The organism is Paenibacillus sp. 8b26 (assembly GCF_050626875.1).
Lineage (GTDB): Bacteria > Bacillota > Bacilli > Paenibacillales > Paenibacillaceae > Paenibacillus.
Map to the genome: position 1 here is coordinate 194,313 of NZ_CP192445.1, position 19,991 is coordinate 214,303.

The following is a 19,991-nucleotide window of genomic DNA, read 5'->3' on the forward strand; positions in this document are numbered from 1 at the left end:
CAAACTTATTTTGATGGAGGCATAAACAATGAACAACAAATATTTCACGATTCAACAAGCAGCGGAAGGTATCTGGGGTGCTATTTCGGTACCTGGTAGTGGTTCGCTGGGGAATGCGGCAATTATTGACATTGGGGATTTGACCGTTGTTGTGGACACAACTAACCTACCGCATTCTGGTGCTTTGTTACGTCAAACCGCAGAACAATTAACGAATAAACCAATTAAATATGTGATCAATACTCATTTCCATGGAGATCATGTCAACGGCAATCAGGAATTCATGGAAAGTGATTTTATATCTACCGTTTGGACAAGAGATTTGCTATCTGAAATGGGTAAAGTGAATATTGATCTTATGCAACAAAACATTCAGAAGTTAATAAATAGCCTACATCAAGTACGTTCACAAGAAAAAAATCCGCACATCTTAACCGAAATCGGCTATGATCTTTCCGTGCAGAGAGCCCTGTATGATGCTATCCCTTCCCTTCGTAGGGTGATACCCACGATAACTTTTGACGATAAACTAGTTATAAAAGGAGCAAAACGCACTGTCGAAGTTTTATCCTACGGAGGCGGCCATTCTTTAAGCGATGCCGTTATTTACGTGCCTGAAGAACGAACCTTGATTGCTGGTGATTTAATAACCAACAAGACGATTCCGGTCATGCCATACGGTAATCCCTACGCTTGGATACGCATCCTTAGACGCATTCAAAGAGATCTGAAGGTAGATACTGTCATTCCCGGGCATGGAGATGTGTCCACTCCAGATAAAATCCTAGATGTCATTCGCTTTTTAGAAAAAACGATCGCTTATGTGTCTGAAGCTGCGACGAGCGGAAAACCAGAGTCTTACTGGTTAAATGAAGGTGTATTAAATGGCTATGAAGATTGGCATCTAGCTCAGTATTTCAGATGGAATTTTCGCTGGCTCTTCAATACAATGCTTGTTCAAAATAATAGATGAGACACAACTAGCACTCCCTTTAACTCCACCAGATTCACAAGGCCAGTTCTGAATGTCAACCCGGCAGCACGTTTGGGTATTTTCAAACGTAATTGGCAGTCTGCTTGTTAGGTTAACCTGCCTGTTAGCTTAATGAAGCATCGTCAGTCTAATACTTTATTTTCACCGAACAGCTGTCATCAGGACTTGTTCTCTTAAGTTTTGCAGACGGTGTAAACGGTAATAGCGAAACCCGTTAAGCACTTTAGCTTCAGCTAAGCTTCACTCAATCGTTTCTTTTCGTTATCGGTATAGATATTTTTCGGATCTTCTCTACCGGTTTATTCGAACTTCCTCTCAGATATGTCATGTTTCCAGTTTGCGGCGATTCCTGAAACGTCTACACTTCTCCAATTGCCTGTAACCGTGGCAATCCATTGTCCGGTAGGGAAGTGTTGGTTTGAGGTTTTTGCCGGAGCCGATTATCTTAGCATGGAGATTGATATCAGCAAGGCGGCCAATGAGCTCAGCAGAAAATGATCATGAATCTGGGTATGTATCAGGACGGTACTACCTTGAAGGAACATGTATCTAAAGAAATGTATGTGAAGATCAAAGAGATTCTGAAGAAAAACGGACATGCTTGATGATTCAAGCCCTAGATAGCCGAGACTACAAACAGCAGCCTGAAATCGGCGAAGGCTGGTTACGGACCGGCTGCAGGGGAGCGACCTGTATTTCATCCAATGGACATTTGAAGGTTCGAACGACAATAAAAATTGGACAGTTTTGGATGAAGAAGTAGACATTAAATGGCTCCCGGTAAACTAGAATTTTCAATCGACTACCTTCAACTATACTGCATCTAAAATTTTTTCTGCCCAATGTCATAGAAGCATTTAGCTGCATGTTGTAGATGTTTCTGAAGTTACTAAAAAAACGCTCATTTCATTGATCATTCATAGGAAGTTCTTTCTCTTTTTTGGTGGTGAAGTTTTTTTAAAATGGTCTGCTTAATTTTAGTGGCATTTCTCCTTGTGCGAAGGTTACGTTAGCTGGTTATTGCGGCTGATGTTGCTACGGAAGTACCATTTATCACTTGCTTGAGAAATCCAGCACTGGGCAGAGAAGCCGAATACAAGCTAACGACTACCGAGTACCCCAAAAAAGCTTTGGTTGCAGGGGCGGGATAGCAGGTCTTGAGGCAACTGCTTTGGCTATGGGGAAGCAGGCCATCAAAGAAGGTGTAGAGGTTAAACTCGGAACGCCTGTTACCGCATCCCTTAATATGCGTCATGGAAAATCTTTATGCTTCTGGGGTGAAAACTTTAACGGATGCCAAATGTGTGGAAATTAAGGACAACGCAGTTGTAATTGAAAACAAGAGGCAACTTCAAGACTACCCTTGTAATTCGGTTGTCGTTGCTATCGGTGCCAAATCACGAAGTTTTGAGAATATAAATGCGTTTTGCAGAGAGCATTACATTCCATGTCATGTTATCGGAGATGCGGTCCAAGCTCGCAGAGCGCTGAATGCCGTGGCCGAGGCAAACGAAATTGCACGGGCGATTTAGGCGAAAAAAGGAGGAATGGAAAATGGAGTGAAAGCACGGGTAGCATAAAGCAAAGATGCTACTGCAAAGTCATGCTGGAGAGATTTGTCTGCTCCCAGCATGACCAAACGAACAGGTGGAAGATTTGAAGTAAACACCGAATGAAGAAAGTGCCTTGCCAGCCTTTACTGGCGTTAGGTACTTTCTTCTGTACAAAATACGTGGTCCAGTACATAAACAACAAAAATAGTGTAGGATGTCCTGTTCAATATGTGCTTCACATCGGTCTCATAGTTTGGGAATCCGCGATAACCTAAAGCCAATCTAAAGTCCAAAGGCGATGTTTAAGCTCTTAATTGGTCCACAATAATTTCTTCAGGATATTGAACTGTTCTGCCTCTTCTACCTGTGTATGAAATGCCGCAATGGCATTCAGCATAGCCATTCTATTGGATAATATTTACAAAAATGTTCATCATGGTAATGATAGTATCGGCAGTCATATGGTCCGTCCTTACAGAGCCGTCTTGCTCTCCAAGTAAGGTAAGCTCGCTGAAAAGCGCGATCAGTTTGTTGTATTGTGCCTGGTAGATTTCTATATCTTCCAGAGGTTGTTTTGACATCGCAACGTAGCATTCAAATGCTTCAATAAGTTTAGAGTTTCGTTGATGCTCTGTGTTCTGAAAAAAGATGAGCGCACCAAAGATTCTGTCCAGCTTGTCGTAACAGTTGCCTTTACCACTTATAATTTCTGACAACACCTCAAACTAGGATTGGACAATCTTGGAAGCAACGGACACGATCAATTGCTCCTTTTTAGGGAAATAGCGGAAGATGTAGGTTGAATGAGGAAGACCTCCTTACAGGATTCAGCTTCAATTATGCTAGCAAAGTTACTTCTTGCTTGTCAATGAACAGGTCCGTATTAAACATAGCGAAGCTTATGGATTAACTTTTGCTTGGTTCACGAAGTAAAGTTGCATTCTCACTTTCGAAAATGATAGTAGTACTATCATAATGATATATATAATATCATTTTTTTTAAAGTATATTAACTTTACTGGAGGATGAGCCCAATGGCCTACAATGAAAATATTAAAATTGGTGATCTATTAAACCATGAAGAAGCGTTCGTTGTACTGCAAAAACATTTACCTGAATTTGTAAGTGAACCAACATTTAAGATGCCTCCAATCTCACTTTGGGTCAGCTGGTTGACCTTCCTCAAGTGAACATTCCCCTTTCTACACTAGAAGCAATTAAGAATGATTTGGCTTCAATTGTGTTTGTAGCAGAAAAGACTCCACAAACCTACGCTGCTCCTTCCTCCAGAAAAAACGATGCTTCGCTTGAGGGTAAAGTCATCATCGTCATAGGTGCAGGAAGCGGAATCGGGCGGGCGAGCGCAGTGCTGATGTCAGTAAGAAGAGCCAAGTCACGGCGGTAGTTTTTTAGAAGGATCGTTCGAGGGATTTGTTTCTGACGATCATTACTTTGCCCAGCAGGGTTACCTGGTATTTGACGTTGAGTATCCTCTATCGACACCAAGTGAACCGACTTGGGAGACAACTCCCGCTGCTGTGTCCAGAGCCCTTGCATGGGTCGGTGACAACACCAGCCGATGGAACGGTGATACGACCAAGATCATATTAACGGGCGAGTCTGCGGGCGGGAATCTTGCTTCTCTCGTCGGTTACACCGTTGCGGCAGGGGAATCCCAGAGTGCAGGAAATGTCCCTATTCCTGCAGCGGTTGCCATCGAATATCCGGTCGTAGATCCGATTAAACTGGTGACTACTTTGAACGAAGCGCTAGAGCAGTTCATCGGAGGTCCACTTGCTGATCATCCCGACCGCGTCGCTGCTATCTCGCTTTATTCGGCATCAGCTTGTTTAGTTTCGATTGAATCTGTTCTTAGTTGTATCTCTTGAACGGTTAGAGGTGCCTAACCAGCAGTATATATTGGAATCCTTAACCATTAAAAAAATTAATATATTTATTAGGAATCATGTATATTCGGGAGTGTTAGCTGAGAGAAGATTTGCGAAAATATTTAAGCATCCATCTAAAGATAGAGACCTTTCAAGAACTTTGCAAAAATTTAAAATAATTTGCCCAATCGTACATGAGGTTTATGCCCTTATGTACGATTTTTTATTTTAGTTTTCAATTTAAAATGAATAGAAGAAATCAAGTAAATTAGCAGAGTGCTAATAATGCAAATTTCCTTTTATTATGTTTAAAGGGTGTGGTCAGTTGAAGAAGTTAAAATTGTTCATTAAAAATGCAAAGGTAGGAGGGAATACTTTTAATGCTTAATCACTCTCCACAAATAAATAAGTTTTTTAAATGGTGTATGGGTATCATTTTTGTGCTCATCATTATATATTTGTGTACACTAGTCGATTTTTTATTTGTACCGATAACTTCGTTAATCAGCGTTGTCTTATTGCCATTAATGATGTCTGTTTTTTTCTATTATCTTCTGCGTCCATTGGTAGATTTACTGGAAAGACATAAGTTAAACCGTTCTCTTGCAATCATACTCATTTATATCGCCATTACAGCCATTTTAGCTGTCTTTATTGTTGGTATTTGGCCTTCCATACGTAATCAAATGATCAACCTAGTGGATAATGCACCAAGTTTATTTAGTGCATTAGGTAATAAAGTTCATGAATTAGAACAGAATGGGGCACTTTCTGCCATTTTTCCAGGAGACGTTAATCCGCTAACACACCTTACTGAATACTTGAATAAAGGTTTCTTATTAATTACGGATTATGTAACCGATTTGTTTGGTCTTGTTTCCAATGTTACAATCACATTGTTTACGTTCCCTTTAATCCTTTTTTATATGTTAAAGGAAGGGGGGAAATTTGGCCGTAAATTGGTTAGTTTTGTTCCTAAGCGCTTTCTAATCGCTGCAAACGAGGTCTTGGATGATATTGATAGCGCACTTAGCAGCTTTATCGTGGGAAGAGTACTTATTAACTTGGCACTTGGTGTGTTAATGTACTTCGGATTTCTTTTGATTGGACTGCCATATGCCTTATTATTAACCGTCGTTGCGGTGATTATGAATTTTATTCCTTTTGTAGGTGCTATTCTATCATCGATTCCTATTGTTATTATTGGCTTCATTCAGTCACCCTCGGTTGCGATATGGTCACTTATCGTTATTTTATTGGCCCAGCAAATACAAGACAATATCATCTCTCCCTATGTATTCGGTAAGCAACTTGACGTTCACCCTTTGACAGTGATTATTCTTGTGCTGATTGGTGGGGATTTAGCAGGAATTACAGGAGTATTGCTGGCCATCCCTTATTATATGACCATTAAAGTAATAATTAGTAAGGTGTACTTGCTTTTTTACAGAGAGAAATGGGAAAATTTATGATTGATATTGAATTTTAGTATGCTAAAATTTATTTTTTTACCCACTCGTACACACGTCATCGCACATGTGTACGTTTTTTTTAAAAAGGTACAAAATGATAAAATATAAATATAATGTTTTTTCTAAGTATAAATTTAGAGGTGGACTATGGGCAAACAATCTAATGAACAAGGCCAAGAAGATGTAGACTTAAAGATCTACGATGGAGAAGGTGATCGACTTAATATTTCCAGAGTTCCGATTATATTATGGATCGTTTTCATCTTTATCGAAGGAATTGTTATCCAAAATATATCTACACCATTACCATTTCGAAGTCTATTGTTCTCTCTGGCATTAACTCTGCATGTACTTTTGTACTGGCATGTTCGTAAAGTACTAAATTACGGCTCATGGATCTATTTTATTATTCAAGCTGGAATCATCTTCTTAAGCGCTTTCCTTCTTCCTGTCAGTTTCCCAATTGTGCTGATTGGATTAATTCCAATTTTAATCGGTCAAAGCATAGGTATATATTATCAAACAAAAAAAGTTGTGTTGGTGTTTGTTGGCTTCTATCTTCTTTTTTGCCTTGCTATGATATGGCATCGCGATGATGAGAACTCCGTGCTGTTTATTGGGTTGCTCATTCTTATCGTTATTATCGTAGCTGCATATTCTATTCTTTTCTACGGACAAGTCAATGCGCGGATTCGTACCCAAAACTTTCTTACTGAACTGGAGCTTGCACATCAAAAAGTAGAAGAGCTTACATTAGCCAACGAGCGGCAACGCATGGCCCGGGATTTGCATGATACACTGGCTCAAGGTCTTGCTGGCCTGATTATGCAGCTGGAAGCCGTAGATGCCCATATGATAAAAGGCAGCTCGCAGAGAGCCCATGAAATCGTTCAACAGTCCATGTCACAGGCACGAAAGGCACTGGCTGACTCACGAAGGGCTATAGATAACCTACGTTCAAAATCGGCCTCGGAAGTCGACTTTTCCGATGCAGTCCGGGAAGAAGCGCAGCGTTTTACGATGGCTACCGGAATTCGTACATCACTGAACATCAAAATGAAATCCTCGGTATCCAGGCTTTTGATTGAGCATGGGTTACAAATCATAAGTGAATGTTTGACGAACGTAGGCAAGCATTCTTATGCCAAGAACGCTTGGATTAATATTTTGGATAATTCAGATAAAATTACTATAGTGGTCCGTGATGATGGAAAAGGATTTAATCCAGATCTCATTGCCAGACGATCAGGACATTACGGACTCATAGGTATTCATGAGCGTGCGCGTCTGCTGGGCGGAACAATCCAGATCAACAGCACAGTTCAAGAAGGGACATCTATTAAAATAGAGGTACCCCTTACCAAAGGAGATGTATCATGAAATTTAAAATATTAATCGTAGATGATCATTGGGTGGTTAGAGAAGGGCTTAAACTCGTTCTAGAGACAAATGACAGCTACGAAGTTGTGGGTGAAGCGGGAGAAGGGGTAACAGCTATGACCCTGATTGAGGAACTTCAACCGGATGTCATCCTAATGGATTTATACATGCCCCAAATGAGTGGATTGGAAACGATGAAAGCTTTAAAAGAGAAGCAAAATGACACACCAGTTATTATCCTGACTACCTATAACGAAGATGATTTAATGATTCAGGGGCTCTCCTTGGGGGCCAAAGGCTATTTATTAAAAGATACTAGCCGTGAAAATTTGTTTCGGACTATTGAATCCGCTTTAAGAGGAGAGACACTTCTTCAGCCGGAAATTACAGCAAGAGTTTTTGCTAAAACAAGTGAGAAAGAGGTCAAGAGTGAGCTGCATGAAGATACTTCAATCCTGACCGAGAAAGAAAAGAACATATTACAATTTGTTGCGCAGGGGTTTAGAAGCAAGGATATTGCGCTCGACATGGGGATTTCGGAGCGGACGGTGAAAGCTCATTTAACGAACATTTACAACAAGCTCGGTGTCGAATCCAGATCGGAAGCAGTAGCCGTTTCTTTGGAACGAGGCATTCTAAATATTTAAAATTGGTGAATAAAAACATATAATCATTTTGAATTTGCCCAAACGTACATGAGGTGCTTGCCCTTATGTACGATTTTTTTTTTTGTTAACTGTTGTACCATGAAAAGAGAAAGTCCAGTTAATCTCGTAGATTGCTGGTAACCGCTTAGAAGTAAGTCAAGGAGGATGAAATTGTTGAATAGAACACGAATCAAAATGCTAGTCATGGGAATAACTCTCGCCATGGTGGTTTCCGGTTGCTCAAGCGCTTCGAAGGATACCATTGCAAAATCTGGTCAGCCGGTACAAATTCAAAAAGTAAAGATGCAACCTTTGGCTAATGAATTTAATTTGGCGGGAACATTGCAGGCAAGCAATCAAACTGCGGTTTCCTTTGAAGCGGATGGACGTATTTTAAATACAACGGTTGAAGTAGGGAATCAGGTACATAAGGGGGCAGTCCTCGCGAAATTGGACACATCCACTTATCAACTGCAGCTTGCGAGGGCCAAGGCAGCTATAGATCAGGCGAAAGCTGGTGTTAGTCAAGCAGACGCTTCTGTTCAATCAGCACAGGCGAGTATTCGTACTGCACAATCCCAGATTAATTCAGCCCAATCTAAATTACGAGAATTAAACAATGGTGCCAAAAAACAGGAAATTACACAGGCGCAAAATGCAGTTACAGCGGCAACCAATATGTACAACAAGAAAAAGGCAGATGCCGCCCGGACCCAAAGTCTATTTCAGGCAGGGGCCGTATCATTAACGGAAAATGAAAATGCGCAGCTGGAAGTAACAAACGCACAAAAAAGTTTAAGTGATGCGCAAGAGCAATTGTCCCTTTTGCTTGCAGGGGCTTCTCAGGAACAACGAGCACAAGCTTCGGATGGTGTAGATCAGGCCAGGGCAGGGCTGGAATCGGCTATGGCTACTCAGCAACAAGGACTAGCCAGTAAAGCTCAGGCTCAGGCTTCCTACAAGGATGCATTGGCCACTTATGAGCAATCGGCTTTGGCCCTTAAGAAAACCACATTAACATCCCCTATAGCTGGTGTTGTAATTGAGAAAAAGATATCTGATGGGCAGTTGGGCTCCAGCGGAAGTGAAGCGTTTATTATCGGAAATATCAGCACTTTAAAAGTACTTCTTCCCGTACCGGACAGCGAAATCTTATCGTGGAAGAAAAATCAAAAAGTAAATATATCACTTTATAATGAAATTAGAACAGGGACCGTTACTCAGATCTATCCATCGACTAACTCCAAAACGGGAAGCATCAATGTGGAAGTTAGCATTCCCAATCCTGAACTGAATTGGAAGCCTGGTCAAGTCATTAGTGCATCCAAAAGCATGAATCAAAACGAAGCGCTTTTAGTGCCTGTAGAGGCTGTAATTAGTACGGGAAATGACCCGTATGTCTTTAAAGCTGTAAATGGAAAGGCCGTTAAAACAGCGATTAAACTGGGGAAGGTGACTAATAATCAGCTCGAAGTTGTCTCTGGACTACAGGTAGGCGATCAAATCGTTACGCAAGGAGCAGGAACCTTGTTTAATGGCGATTTACTCGGGAATGATGTACTTGGGAAATCGGAGGAGTCGTCCGAATGATTAAATATATCGTTAAAAAACAGAAAATCACACTTATTTTCTTTGGCATGTGCATTTTGCTAGGGATTTACAACTTTGCATCGTTACCTAAACAGGAGATGCCTGACGTTATTCCTATGTCAGCCAGTGTTACAACTGTGTATCCAGGGGCCTCACCTGAAAGAATCGAACAAACCATTACGAAGATATTGGAACAGAAAATCAAAGAAGTGCAGGGTGTCAAAACCATTTCTTCCACTTCTTCTAAAGGCCAATCCAGTATAACTATAGAAGCTTTGGATGAGGCAGATCCGACAAAAGTGTGGGCTGATCTTCGTACCAAAGTACAGGATGCACAGTCTGAGCTTCCGGACGATGCGATGCAGCCCATTATCAATGATAGTATGGCAGGCTCCTTCATCGGGTCATACGCAATCACTTCTGATAAAGTTGAAAATCTATACTCGTTAAATGAGTTGATGAATAAATGGAAAGATCAATTAAAAACGGTCCCAGGTATTTCAAAAGTTAATATTCAAGGAATTCCAGAACAAGAAGTACGAATAAGCCTGAACACTCAAAAAATGCAGCAATACGACATCTCCTGGGAACAGGTCGTTCAAGCCATTAAAAATGAAAACGATAGAGTACCTACAGGAAGTCTGGATTTCAATCAGCGTACGTATCAGTTGACGGTAGATGCTTCAACTGACCCCAGTGTTTTAAATAACGTTCAGATTTCAAGCAACGAAGAAGGGTTCCCAATATCCTTGAAGGATATCGGTACAGCCTCGCTTGTTTTTAAAAAAACGGAGAGTTATACGTATGTGAATACCAAGCCTGCTATTTCAATCAGTTTGAGTGGAGATACAGGCACAGACGTACCAACGGTATCCAAAGCGGCAACAGCCAAAATTAACGAACTTGCGAGTAGTTTACCTAAAGATGTACATTTTGAACTACTTTTCGCTCAAAATGACCGTGTAAGTGAAATCTTTGGTAATCTGTCCAAAGAGATGATGATTGCTATTGCATCGGTTATTGTGATTTGTACATTAGGTTTAAACTTGTTGACTTCTGCATTTGTGGCGTTGGCTATCCCTGTTTCTATTGCCATCGGTTTTATTGTCTTGCCGATGACAGGAACGACGCTGAATCAAATTTCAGTTATCGGATTAATCATCGTACTGGGGATACTGGTTGATGATGCCGTCGTGGTCAATGACAACATTGAACGCCGACGCTCTGAATTTGGGGAAGTTGCTACGGAGGCGGCAATTAAAGGAACGAAAGAAGTATCCTTATCGATCATTACAGCCACGCTGGCTACAGTTGCAGCATTTGCCCCGCTTTTATTTCTGCCGGGCAATATGGGAGACTTTATTCAACCGATTCCTACTGTAATTTCGTTAACGATGCTGGCCTCCATGATTATGTCGCTTACGATCATTCCTATTTTCCGTCAATGGTACGATAACCGACATAAAGGTAAAGAACGTAGCAAAACGACCAAGCCTCCAGGGCTCCTTGGCAATCAAATTCAGTCCCTCTCTAATGTATACGCTAAAAACTGGATGCCGAGAATACTGCGTCGACCACTTTTCACTGCGCTTATTGGTCTTATGATTGGTACGGCAGCATATGGACTGCTTGCTATTGTGCCCATTCAATTATTTCCTGAATCGGACCAACCGGATGCCACAATCAACGTAACAATGCCAGAAGGAACGTCGTTGCAGGCAACCAATCAGGTTATAACTGAGATTGAGAACTGGGTTAAAAAGCAGCCAGAAACAGAACATCTGGCAGCAACGGCAGGTGGTGGAGCACCTCAAATGTACAGCGATATAGCAGCTGGTAGTGGCTCTGTGGGAGCGGTGCACGGACAACTTGCTGTTGTTGGTAAAGAAGGAGTCTTTGATATCAAAAAAACAGTGGACAGCTGGACGAGTACGCTGCAAGCCAAATATCCAGCAGCATTAATAAGTATACGTGTTCCTCAATTAGGTATCCCAGTCGGCAGTGCAGTGTCTGTCCGTATTAAAGGAGAAGACCTTGGTAAGCTGCAAACGATGACCACAAAAATAAAAGAAATCGTTGCGGGGACTTCTGGAGCTGTAGATGTGACCGATAACATGGGGATGCAGAGCTATAATTTGAATTTTCAAGTCAACCAGCAGGCCTTGGATAAATATCAGGTTAACTATTCCAACTTAACCCGCACTTTGTTGCTAATGGGTGACGGAGTGAAGGTCACGGATTTTGACACGGGTAAGGAACTGCTGGATATCAATATGTATATGGATAAACCTAACCATGATCCTGAGGTGTTATTCCAACAGCTAAGTGTCACTAATGCGGGAGGAGAGCAGATCCTGTTATCCCAGTTAGCCACGATGAAACCGGACTTTTCCATTCAGCAAATCCACCGCTATGATTTGGAACGGACGGTAACGATTACAGCCAATGCAAAAGGGCGTACGGCTTCGGAGCTCACCCTGGACATCCGCAGCAAGCTTACAAGTACACACTTCGATTCGGGGTACACTTGGGAAATGGACGGGGAAACATCTACGCAGTCCGATTTGTTTAAGGATTTAGGCAAATTAGCCGTTATCGTTGTTTTTCTCATTCTGCTCTTGATCACCATGCAGTTTTACTCGGTTTCCACACCGCTCATTATAATGACGACTGTGTACCTGGCAGCAGCAGGAGGAGTGCTTGGTAGCTTTATTACAGGTATGCCAATCGGCTTTATGAGTATCATGGGTATCATTTCCCTTGCCGGTATCGTCGTGCGTAATGGTATTGTATTGATCGAGTTTATTGAAGATGCACGCCGTGAAGGCGCCGAGTTAACAGAAGCCATCTTAATGGCATGCTCTGCCCGTTTCCGTCCGATCTTGCTCACCTCGCTAACTGCGATCGTCGGAATGATACCGATTGCTACGATGGGAGAAATTCTCTTCAAGCCATTGGCAGCGACCATTATATTCGGACTGATTTTTTCAACCATTTTAACGTTGTTTGTAGTTCCGACTCTGTATATGGTTGTAGCTCAACTGAAGCTGAAACGGAAGAATAAGAAGGAAATGCATACAAACAATGATAGCTCATTGTCTCTGTAACGGATACAAAAGAGAAAGGCCATAGCTTTGCTTGAGCATCTACCCGATCGTACATTAGCCTCTTGCCCTAATGTACGATTTTTTTCTTATATGAGCGTACTACAATGAACAGTAAGAAAAAAGTATCAAAAATCAAAAGCAGTAAAAGTAAATTTTATACGATGCCAAAGGAGAGAGTCGTATGACTGAAAACGAGCAGCACGGTCGCATTCTAATATCAGATGATGTTGTATCCCAAATTACTGGTGTAGCCGCATTGAAGACTCCAGGAATTTCAGCAATTTACGGAGGGTTTTCGAAAGAAGCAAACAAACGTATGAATGAAAAAAATATTAAGAAAGGAATTTCAGTAAAAATTAGCTCGGATGAAACAACTATTGATCTAAAAGTTGTCGTTGATTACGGATGTCCCATCCATGAAGTGACCAGAGAGTTACAACAAAATGTAATGGAAGATGTGATTCATATGACAGGGTTATCCATTGTTGTGGTGAACGTCAAGGTGGAGGGAATTGCTATTCAAAATCGTTAACTTTGTGAAGGATTCAAACCTAAATTCCCGTTCTAGTCTGTTGTTTATCCAAACGTGCATGAATGACCTAACCTTATGCACGTTTTTTTTTATATAAAATTTACTTACTGTATGTACTGTATACCTGTCGTGTTAATATCGGATATATGGTTATTGAGTCGGATCCTTAATTACCTAAAACCATAAAAAACTGCACAATGAATAGCCATCAAGGGAAGTATGTTTCCTACACATGATGAACCTGTACGTCATATAATTTTGTTTAAAAAAGAAGAAGGTAAGACAAGAGACCTGACTTACCTTCTTCTTTCGATAATTAGGTCTGAGACTCGCGAGCTTTTTCTCCTTTTCAAGAAAAAAGTTATAGAGCGCGCCATACAGGTTTGCGTCGCTTCGATAAGTACATTGAGTAATCTTCGGATTCGCCATGTGCAGTGGATTTACTCTCTTGATCTCTCCAAGAGCTCAATCCAGACGCTCAATCAATATGGGTTGGGCGCTAATCTCCCTCCGATGGCAAATAATTCTGGGTCCGAGAATATACTGAAGGTTCATAATGTGTGCAGCTACCTTTAGACAGTATTCATCAGGCTTTCTTCCTTTATCAGCGCGAACTTTGGATTAAATTCAGTGGCTGAGCCTTATTTGAAGCGACTGGCTCAGGAAGTTGAACAGTCGGTATTTTTGGCACAATACCAGGAACAATATTTGAAGCTCTCATTTATTTTGGGCATTCACAGTTCGAACATACTTCAGTATCGTCTAGAATGGGGAGTTCTCTAACCGATTCATATGGGTGCTAGCGGAAAGGCCATTTTAGCCTTTTTATCTGATGACAAGATAAGCGAAGTCCTTGAGCAAGAAGGAGTATCAACCAATGACATTCAACAAATATGGACGTAAATTGAGAAAATAAGAAATATTGGATATTCATATACCTATAGCGAACGTAAGAATGAGTCCATCGGCATTGGGGCACCTATATTTGATGAACGAACCACGTAGTGGGGAGTATCATCTGCGCAATTCCTCTTAGTCTTTATAAAGAGGAAACAAAGCAGATTACTATAAACAAAATTTTAGAGGCAGCAAGTGAAATTTCCTATCATCTTGGACTAAATGAAACAGTTGAAACAAAGAATGGCGGAACCCGTTGATCTGATACGTATGTATACGATAAGAATTTGGGACGCAGATTTGCGTAAGCAAATCGAAGCTTAGATTTCAGTACTTAAAATCATGTAGGAAAACATAAATCTAACACCTTTAGAAGTCATTAAATAGCAGCTTTTTGTGTATAAAGTATCGACAAAACGAGTAGTTTTCTAATAAATCGGTTGATATTCGTCTTTTTCCGTTCCTATGCCTATCACAAAAAGTTATCCGGCGCAGTTATTTACGTACTGCGCCTATTGGTTTTAAAAAAGTTTGGAAAAAATGAACAAGTGGAACAGAATGATGGTAACGCTGGAGGTTACCGTCTAAGAAGCACCTCCAACCAGAGTTCCAACCGAAATACTTGTCAGGAGTCTGCTGCTGACTGAGGAACTTCATCAACGGTTACAATGCCCATTACTGTTAAAAGTCTGTCATCTCAGCCTAAACTATGATAATTCTTCAGGTGATGTAACTCCTGTTGACGATATCAGTTTTGCAGTGCCCAAGGGGGAGATACTTGATAATATCGGCAAGTCTGGAAGTGGTAAAAGTGTTACTTCATTGGCTTGCTAAACTTGCTGGGCGCAGCCGGAAAATTCAGCGCGGACAATTGGATTTCAAAGGCAGGGAGATTCTCGACTGGGTGATGCAACAGTCATAAAGGAAAGAAATTTCTTTTATATTCCAAAAACCAATGACTTCACTTAATCCTTTGTTCACCATACGAAACCAGTTAGTCGAAATGATTATGCTCCATTTGCAATTGAAGATGAAAGCTGCAACTCATATTGCCATTCAGATGCTGGACAAGGTGGGAATTAGAGAGTGTCTATTATAGAAATCAAGGAGTGATTAGCCGTATGAACTGGATCGAATCATTACAGATGGTTATTCATTATATTGAGACCATTTACTCGAAAAACGTTTGAGCAGATCTTTTCATTGGACATCAGATCCTATAATCTTGGGAGGTACCCAAGTCAGAATGCTGGACTGTACTAGATCTTGTTGAAGAGCATTAAAGACTACTCCAACTCAATTGAAAATTGATACAACCATTCGTCAATGCTGTGGTCAGGTACATTTAAAGCACGGTAGGTCGCTGGAACATCCGGGTATCCCCCTACATCTTCCTGACTATCAATTATCTTTCCTCGACCAGTCAGAAAATCGGAGATAATTCGTTGATCTGTTGCATCCCGGTCCTCCGGCCTTGCTCCTGCATGCTCAGTGACCTCCTTTACTACTTCCGAGGCAGCTAGTGCTCCAAGTCCTTCAACCCAAACAGGTGGATTGTCAAGTTCCTTGATTCCGCCAAAAGTCAGCGGGACTGACTTGCCATTACGGTCATAAGCAAGATTATCTTTGAGATAAGCCCAGCCGCTTTTACTGTTTGTTCCGACCATTCCTAACCCATTAATCGTATCTACTCCATGTTGCATGTAATTCCCGACGATACTGACTTTAGGGCCTTCCGGTTTGATCCCCGTATCTGCCCATTCTTTCTCCACGAATCCGAGCCGAATAGCCCATTTTCCGGGATTATAAATAACATTGTTAACAATTACGCCCGTCGTGAATGCTTTGAACCATGGATTACGTTCCATGTTATGAGCATAAAGATTTCCGATGACCGCTACATCCTGGACGTAATCATGAACGAGCGTGCCCATGGAATGAGGGCCCTTCTCATGAACGGAATTATACAGGCCCTCGGCGATAATACTATTGCTGAGAGTTACACGGCGGCTAGTCGCTTGAGTTCCGCTGGTACGTGGACCTGAAAAGGACATGTTCTCATCCACTCCCCAAGAAAAGGAGCAGTGGTCAATGACAATGTTATAAGCAGAGGCTCCATAAGTGGATACATCTGGCTCAAAGCCTACGCCTTGGGCGCTGTTACCGTTGCCCATCCGAAACCGGACATGCTGCATTAACACATCATGCGTTTTGATTTGCATACCTCCCTGAATAAATGTAATGCCAGGGGAGGGGGCCGTCTGACCTGCGATGGTCACGTAGGGTTCTCTCAGCTCGAGACGCTTCTTTTCTAGATTTATGACACCGCCGACTTCAAATACAATAATCCGCGGTCCCTTGGCTTCTAATGCCGCTCGAAATGAGCCTGGGCCGTCATTGTTCAGATTGGTCACCTTGATTACCTTTCCGCCTCGGCCTGCTGGAGTGTCAGTCCCGTATCCCACGGCTCCCGGGAACACGGGTTGGGCTCCGGCTTGGCTAGCTGCTACAGCCCCCATCATCCATACGCACAACAACAACATACATAAGCCCACCTTACATCCTTGTTGCAAACAGCTTCGTACATTCATTTAGAAAATTCCTCCTTTTTTTCTCATGCTAAGGATAATATATATATCCTAATATAGCTTTTTTTTGAAAGTGGTTCCAACTATTTCAGCATAAAAAGATTTGAATCAGCCGTTTTTGTCGAATCTATCGCCGGCTGTATCAGGCCGCCTTGCCCAAGCGAATGTGGAGGTGCTACGGAACAAAGTTAAGCGGAGGATGTCTGTTAATAATTACTCTAAAAAAGAAAGGGATTTAGTAGGCTTGAGAAAAAATCTTTTTAAAGTTACTTTAATAATTTTAAGTATAATCATATCTATTATTTTGTTATTTATTGTTTATGTGACACAAGTTGAAAAACGCAGTATTCAAAGCAAGGTAATAGAAATATCTATGTCTTTAAGCGGATTAAAGAATGAGCCTACACAATTCAAGGAAGCTGCAATTAATAATGAAAAGCCATATATTATTCCGAAGGACGTAAAATTTACAGCTAATGTTGAGTTGCAAACAATTGATAATATGGAAGTATTCTCTCTAAGTAATAAAGATCAGAAAAGTGAAAAGCGGTAAGAAATGGGCTGGGCACACCAATACAAGTAATCAAATGAATTGATAAAGAAAAGGATTGAGATATTACGAATGCTTGGGTAGTTCAGCAAAGTATTGGGCAAACAGACTGATTAGAGCCCGTAACCGAGGAAGTATATATAATAAACTCTAATAAAAAATGAAAAAAACACTAAAACAACGGCAGCCGATCGTCTGCTGTTGTTTTAGTGTTTCGTTGTATACTGTAACCTTTATGGAAAAGGGAAAATGCCTCTTTCTTGACAGAACAGCTATTCGCGCTCAAAAGGCTGCAGATATAAGGATGACGAGAACTACCCTTTCTAACAAGGTCCCAACTTGCGTAGCCATGACTTGCGGTGATAGGGCATTCCATTTCGAATCCACCATTCAATGCCCCCTACATAAGCAATCCCAGCATATTGCAATATCACATCTTCGAATAAATCCGTGTCTGAGATCATCAAAAATTCTTTTAATATTATCTCTAAGAAATATACTGTGTTGACCCTATTCCGAGTTGGTCGAAAGGAAGGGTTGTTGTCATAGGAGATGCGCACACACAATAAACCCGAATACTGGATATGGAAGCTCAGTGGCCTTGGAAGACGCGCTATACTTAGCGAAGATGTTACAGAAACATCATTATACCGACGTATTTCGAAACGAATCGTAAAGATCGTATAAAGGCTATTCAGGATACCGTAAAAACCTTTGATGTAAGTAAAGGGTTTGATTTTAGTAATGGTTTTGATATTGGTATGTTTAGTGGAACCGGCATTGATCCAGAATACAAGGTTTATTGGAATAATTAATCCCCGAGTTTTCATAATTGGCCAATACCTCCATAGCTGTGGAGGTTATTTGGTTTGATCGGAAAAAGGATAGCATAAACAAAACGTTTGTCAATTTGTCTACTCTCAATAATCTTTACAATGTACTCTTCATGAATAACACGGAGATCCACGTGCAATCCTCAAGAATTTCTTCATAAAGAGTTCATTTCTTGATGATATGGGTGACATGAGGCACTTTAGCGATGCAGGCTGGATAAGAACATAGTCCCAAAATAATAAAAGTTGCAATTGAATTTTTTTTGGTTTACAATACACACAAATGATACAATATTCTATCAATAAATAAAGTTTTATTTCATTTTTAGCTTTGAGAGGAATGATGAAGGTGTAAAAAAGAAAGGTAATCCCCTAATCCCCGAGCTTATGAACCACATTAGTTGACGAAATCAAGCGGTCTACGTTTTTCGGGATGAACCAGGCCGTTTAAAGATAAATACTTTATTATAAGTTATTTATATATGATGTGACAGCAGGATTGGGATGATTCTAATAATGACAGTTAAGGAGAGATTTGCATGGCATGGTTGTTTCTTATTGTTGGAGGAATTTTAGAGATAGGTTGGGCCTTAGGTTTGGCATTTTCAGATGGGTTTACAAAACTAGAAATTGTAATCCCTACTGTCATTCTAATGGTTGGAAGCTTCTATTTTTTTGCGAAATCCATAAAAATCCTACCTGTATCTACAGCCTATGCAGTTTTTACGGGACTTGGTTCTTTTGGTACCGCTCTTGTTGGAATGATTTTTTTAGGAGATAAAGTAAGTGCACTTAAAATAATGTTAGTGTGTGCGCTGATTTTTTGTATTATAGGTCTAAAGTTAGTATCTAATCAACCAAAAGAAGAAGCAGGTGTATAGAATATGAGTTGGTTCTTTTTAGTTCTAGCAGGTTTATTTGAAGTTGGTGGGGTCATATTTTTGAAATTTTCAGAAGGTTTCACTAAACTGAAGCATACATTAACTTTCGCTTTGTTTCTCGGGTTAAGTTTTATTTTTCTTTCTTTGTCTTTAAGAGAAATTCCAATTAGTATTGGCTACGGGATCTGGACAGGTATTGGTGCCTCAGGAAGTGTACTGTTAGGTATGTATGTTTTCAAAGAGCCTAAGAATGTTAAAAAATTAGCATTCGTCGGCGGAATTATCTTTAGTATAGTTGGATTAAAGTTAGTATCCTAGCAATTAAAAAAACAATAAATTTGAGGTGTGATTCCTGTTATACTTTCAAGTGAACCACTATTGAATGCAAAAAACATTTGCTCACCAAGAGGTGCGATATGAAGAAGCAAGAACTTACGTCAATTAAGCAAATACGATTGAATACTATTTTAGATGAAGCGACTAAGTGCTTGATTGAGAAGCCGAGTGCTTCCATGCATGAGATTGCCGAATCTGCAGGAATCGGCATTGCAACCTTGCATCGTTATGTTGAGAGCCGGGAACAATTGATGATTTATTTAGGGTTTCGTGCTATAGAAGTTGTTGCAGAGACTACGAAAGATATCAGGTTGGATGAAGAGAATTACGAATCCTATATTCCTGAGCTCATTGAGGCCTTGATTCCACTCGGTGATAAAATTTATTTTCTGAACCATGATGCTAGCGTCAATGCTAACAAAGAAATCGAGGAAGAAGATGAGAAGTTAAGAGAACCTATACTGCATGCAATTGGGTTTCTGCAACAGAAAGGGTATTTTCGTGAAAATATTGACAAGAACTGGATTGTCAATGTACTGTACTCACTTCTATTTCTTACTTGGCAGCAAGTAGTGGAAGGGAATATTGCCAGAAATTCCGCAGCTGAGTTGGTTGTGAATACTTTTTATCATGGTTTTAAAGAGCATAAATTGTAAGTGCACAGTGCTTAACAATGATACAATTTAGTTTCAAAAGATACATTATATATCATTCACAGGGAAGTAAACTTCTCTAATCAAGT

General features: G+C 40.6%; 16 protein-coding genes and 2 pseudogenes. 14 read left to right on the forward strand and 4 right to left on the reverse strand.

Annotated elements, in window-relative coordinates; genetic code table 11:
• The first annotated feature begins 28 nt into the window (after positions 1-28).
• Positions 29-973: an MBL fold metallo-hydrolase gene (locus tag ACQ4MX_RS00780; RefSeq protein WP_272640797.1), complete on the forward strand. Its 945-nt coding sequence runs from the start codon at positions 29-31 to the stop codon at positions 971-973.
• A 1,978-nt stretch (positions 974-2,951) separates the two neighbouring features.
• Here ACQ4MX_RS00780 and ACQ4MX_RS00785 read toward each other — a convergent pair.
• Positions 2,952-3,263, reverse strand: a complete 312-nt coding sequence (locus tag ACQ4MX_RS00785; RefSeq protein ID WP_431088788.1) for a hypothetical protein — start codon at positions 3,261-3,263, stop codon at positions 2,952-2,954.
• Between the two features lie 318 nt (positions 3,264-3,581).
• On the opposite strand from ACQ4MX_RS00785, the gene ACQ4MX_RS00790 reads away from it, so the two are divergent.
• A complete protein-coding gene (locus ACQ4MX_RS00790; protein ID WP_431088789.1) occupies positions 3,582-3,737 on the forward strand; it encodes a hypothetical protein in 156 nt (51 codons plus the stop codon).
• A 79-nt stretch (positions 3,738-3,816) separates the two neighbouring features.
• Here the strand turns inward: ACQ4MX_RS00790 and ACQ4MX_RS00795 are convergent, their stop codons facing one another.
• Entirely contained in the window at positions 3,817-4,104 is a 288-nt protein-coding gene (locus ACQ4MX_RS00795; RefSeq protein ID WP_431088790.1) for a hypothetical protein, read from the reverse strand.
• On the opposite strand from ACQ4MX_RS00795, the pseudogene ACQ4MX_RS00800 reads away from it, so the two are divergent.
• The 8 genes and pseudogenes from ACQ4MX_RS00800 to ACQ4MX_RS00835 all read left to right on the forward strand — a co-directional run.
• Positions 4,002-4,436, forward strand: a pseudogene (locus ACQ4MX_RS00800) (alpha/beta hydrolase); the annotation flags it as partial. The gene ACQ4MX_RS00795 and the pseudogene ACQ4MX_RS00800 sit on opposite strands and share 103 nt — an antisense overlap.
• Before the next feature lie 380 nt (positions 4,437-4,816).
• Positions 4,817-5,908 (forward strand): AI-2E family transporter, encoded by a 1,092-nt coding sequence (locus ACQ4MX_RS00805; RefSeq protein WP_431088791.1) that lies wholly within the window; start codon positions 4,817-4,819, stop codon positions 5,906-5,908.
• 147 nt (positions 5,909-6,055) lie between these two features.
• Positions 6,056-7,288 carry a sensor histidine kinase gene (locus tag ACQ4MX_RS00810; protein ID WP_431088792.1) on the forward strand — a complete coding sequence of 411 codons (1,233 nt, stop codon included), beginning with the start codon at positions 6,056-6,058 and terminating at the stop codon, positions 7,286-7,288.
• Entirely contained in the window at positions 7,285-7,935 is a 651-nt protein-coding gene (locus tag ACQ4MX_RS00815) for a response regulator (protein ID WP_272640804.1), read from the forward strand. The genes ACQ4MX_RS00810 and ACQ4MX_RS00815 overlap by 4 nt, the downstream gene beginning before the upstream one ends.
• 165 nt (positions 7,936-8,100) lie before the next feature.
• Positions 8,101-9,525, forward strand: coding sequence for an efflux RND transporter periplasmic adaptor subunit (locus tag ACQ4MX_RS00820; RefSeq protein WP_431088793.1), 1,425 nt, complete (start codon positions 8,101-8,103; stop codon positions 9,523-9,525).
• Positions 9,522-12,632 carry an efflux RND transporter permease subunit gene (locus ACQ4MX_RS00825; RefSeq protein ID WP_431088794.1) on the forward strand — a complete coding sequence of 1,037 codons (3,111 nt, stop codon included), beginning with the start codon at positions 9,522-9,524 and terminating at the stop codon, positions 12,630-12,632. The genes ACQ4MX_RS00820 and ACQ4MX_RS00825 overlap by 4 nt, the downstream gene beginning before the upstream one ends.
• A 181-nt stretch (positions 12,633-12,813) precedes the next feature.
• Complete coding sequence (locus ACQ4MX_RS00830) at positions 12,814-13,164, forward strand: Asp23/Gls24 family envelope stress response protein (protein WP_272640807.1); 351 nt, start codon at positions 12,814-12,816, stop codon at positions 13,162-13,164.
• 1,675 nt (positions 13,165-14,839) lie between these two features.
• The gene (locus tag ACQ4MX_RS00835) at positions 14,840-14,983 is read left to right on the forward strand and encodes a hypothetical protein (protein ID WP_023988748.1); all 144 of its coding nucleotides are present in this window, start codon (positions 14,840-14,842) and stop codon (positions 14,981-14,983) included.
• 364 nt (positions 14,984-15,347) lie between these two features.
• On the opposite strand, the gene ACQ4MX_RS00840 is transcribed toward ACQ4MX_RS00835, so the two are convergent.
• Entirely contained in the window at positions 15,348-16,604 is a 1,257-nt protein-coding gene (locus tag ACQ4MX_RS00840; RefSeq protein ID WP_431088795.1) for a pectate lyase family protein, read from the reverse strand.
• Between the two features lie 148 nt (positions 16,605-16,752).
• On the opposite strand from ACQ4MX_RS00840, the gene ACQ4MX_RS00845 reads away from it, so the two are divergent.
• Positions 16,753-17,202 carry a hypothetical protein gene (locus ACQ4MX_RS00845; RefSeq protein WP_431088797.1) on the forward strand — a complete coding sequence of 150 codons (450 nt, stop codon included), beginning with the start codon at positions 16,753-16,755 and terminating at the stop codon, positions 17,200-17,202.
• A gap of 279 nt (positions 17,203-17,481) precedes the next feature.
• On the opposite strand, the pseudogene ACQ4MX_RS00850 reads toward ACQ4MX_RS00845, so the two are convergent.
• Positions 17,482-17,654, reverse strand: a pseudogene (locus tag ACQ4MX_RS00850) (TetR-like C-terminal domain-containing protein); the annotation flags it as partial.
• Positions 17,655-18,571: 917 nt separating this feature from the next.
• Between ACQ4MX_RS00850 and ACQ4MX_RS00855 the strand changes: the two are divergent.
• From ACQ4MX_RS00855 to ACQ4MX_RS00865, 3 genes are all read left to right on the forward strand, one after another.
• Positions 18,572-18,913 (forward strand): DMT family transporter, encoded by a 342-nt coding sequence (locus ACQ4MX_RS00855; protein ID WP_431088798.1) that lies wholly within the window; start codon positions 18,572-18,574, stop codon positions 18,911-18,913.
• Positions 18,914-18,916: 3 nt separating this feature from the next.
• Entirely contained in the window at positions 18,917-19,231 is a 315-nt protein-coding gene (locus ACQ4MX_RS00860; protein ID WP_053325498.1) for a DMT family transporter, read from the forward strand.
• A 98-nt stretch (positions 19,232-19,329) separates the two neighbouring features.
• Positions 19,330-19,905, forward strand: coding sequence for a TetR/AcrR family transcriptional regulator (locus tag ACQ4MX_RS00865; RefSeq protein ID WP_431088799.1), 576 nt, complete (start codon positions 19,330-19,332; stop codon positions 19,903-19,905).
• The last annotated feature ends 86 nt before the right edge of the window (positions 19,906-19,991 follow it).

Coding starts and splice junctions, on each gene's coding strand:
- ACQ4MX_RS00780 (WP_272640797.1), top strand. CDS start 29: ATGAACAACAAATATTTCACGATTCAACAAGCAGCGGAAGGTATCTGG.
- ACQ4MX_RS00790 (WP_431088789.1), top strand. CDS start 3,582: ATGGCCTACAATGAAAATATTAAAATTGGTGATCTATTAAACCATGAA.
- ACQ4MX_RS00795 (WP_431088790.1), bottom strand. CDS start 4,104: ATGCAAGGGCTCTGGACACAGCAGCGGGAGTTGTCTCCCAAGTCGGTT.
- ACQ4MX_RS00805 (WP_431088791.1), top strand. CDS start 4,817: ATGCTTAATCACTCTCCACAAATAAATAAGTTTTTTAAATGGTGTATG.
- ACQ4MX_RS00810 (WP_431088792.1), top strand. CDS start 6,056: ATGGGCAAACAATCTAATGAACAAGGCCAAGAAGATGTAGACTTAAAG.
- ACQ4MX_RS00815 (WP_272640804.1), top strand. CDS start 7,285: ATGAAATTTAAAATATTAATCGTAGATGATCATTGGGTGGTTAGAGAA.
- ACQ4MX_RS00820 (WP_431088793.1), top strand. CDS start 8,101: ATGAAATTGTTGAATAGAACACGAATCAAAATGCTAGTCATGGGAATA.
- ACQ4MX_RS00825 (WP_431088794.1), top strand. CDS start 9,522: ATGATTAAATATATCGTTAAAAAACAGAAAATCACACTTATTTTCTTT.
- ACQ4MX_RS00830 (WP_272640807.1), top strand. CDS start 12,814: ATGACTGAAAACGAGCAGCACGGTCGCATTCTAATATCAGATGATGTT.
- ACQ4MX_RS00840 (WP_431088795.1), bottom strand. CDS start 16,604: ATGTTGTTGTTGTGCGTATGGATGATGGGGGCTGTAGCAGCTAGCCAA.
- ACQ4MX_RS00855 (WP_431088798.1), top strand. CDS start 18,572: ATGGCATGGTTGTTTCTTATTGTTGGAGGAATTTTAGAGATAGGTTGG.
- ACQ4MX_RS00860 (WP_053325498.1), top strand. CDS start 18,917: ATGAGTTGGTTCTTTTTAGTTCTAGCAGGTTTATTTGAAGTTGGTGGG.
- ACQ4MX_RS00865 (WP_431088799.1), top strand. CDS start 19,330: ATGAAGAAGCAAGAACTTACGTCAATTAAGCAAATACGATTGAATACT.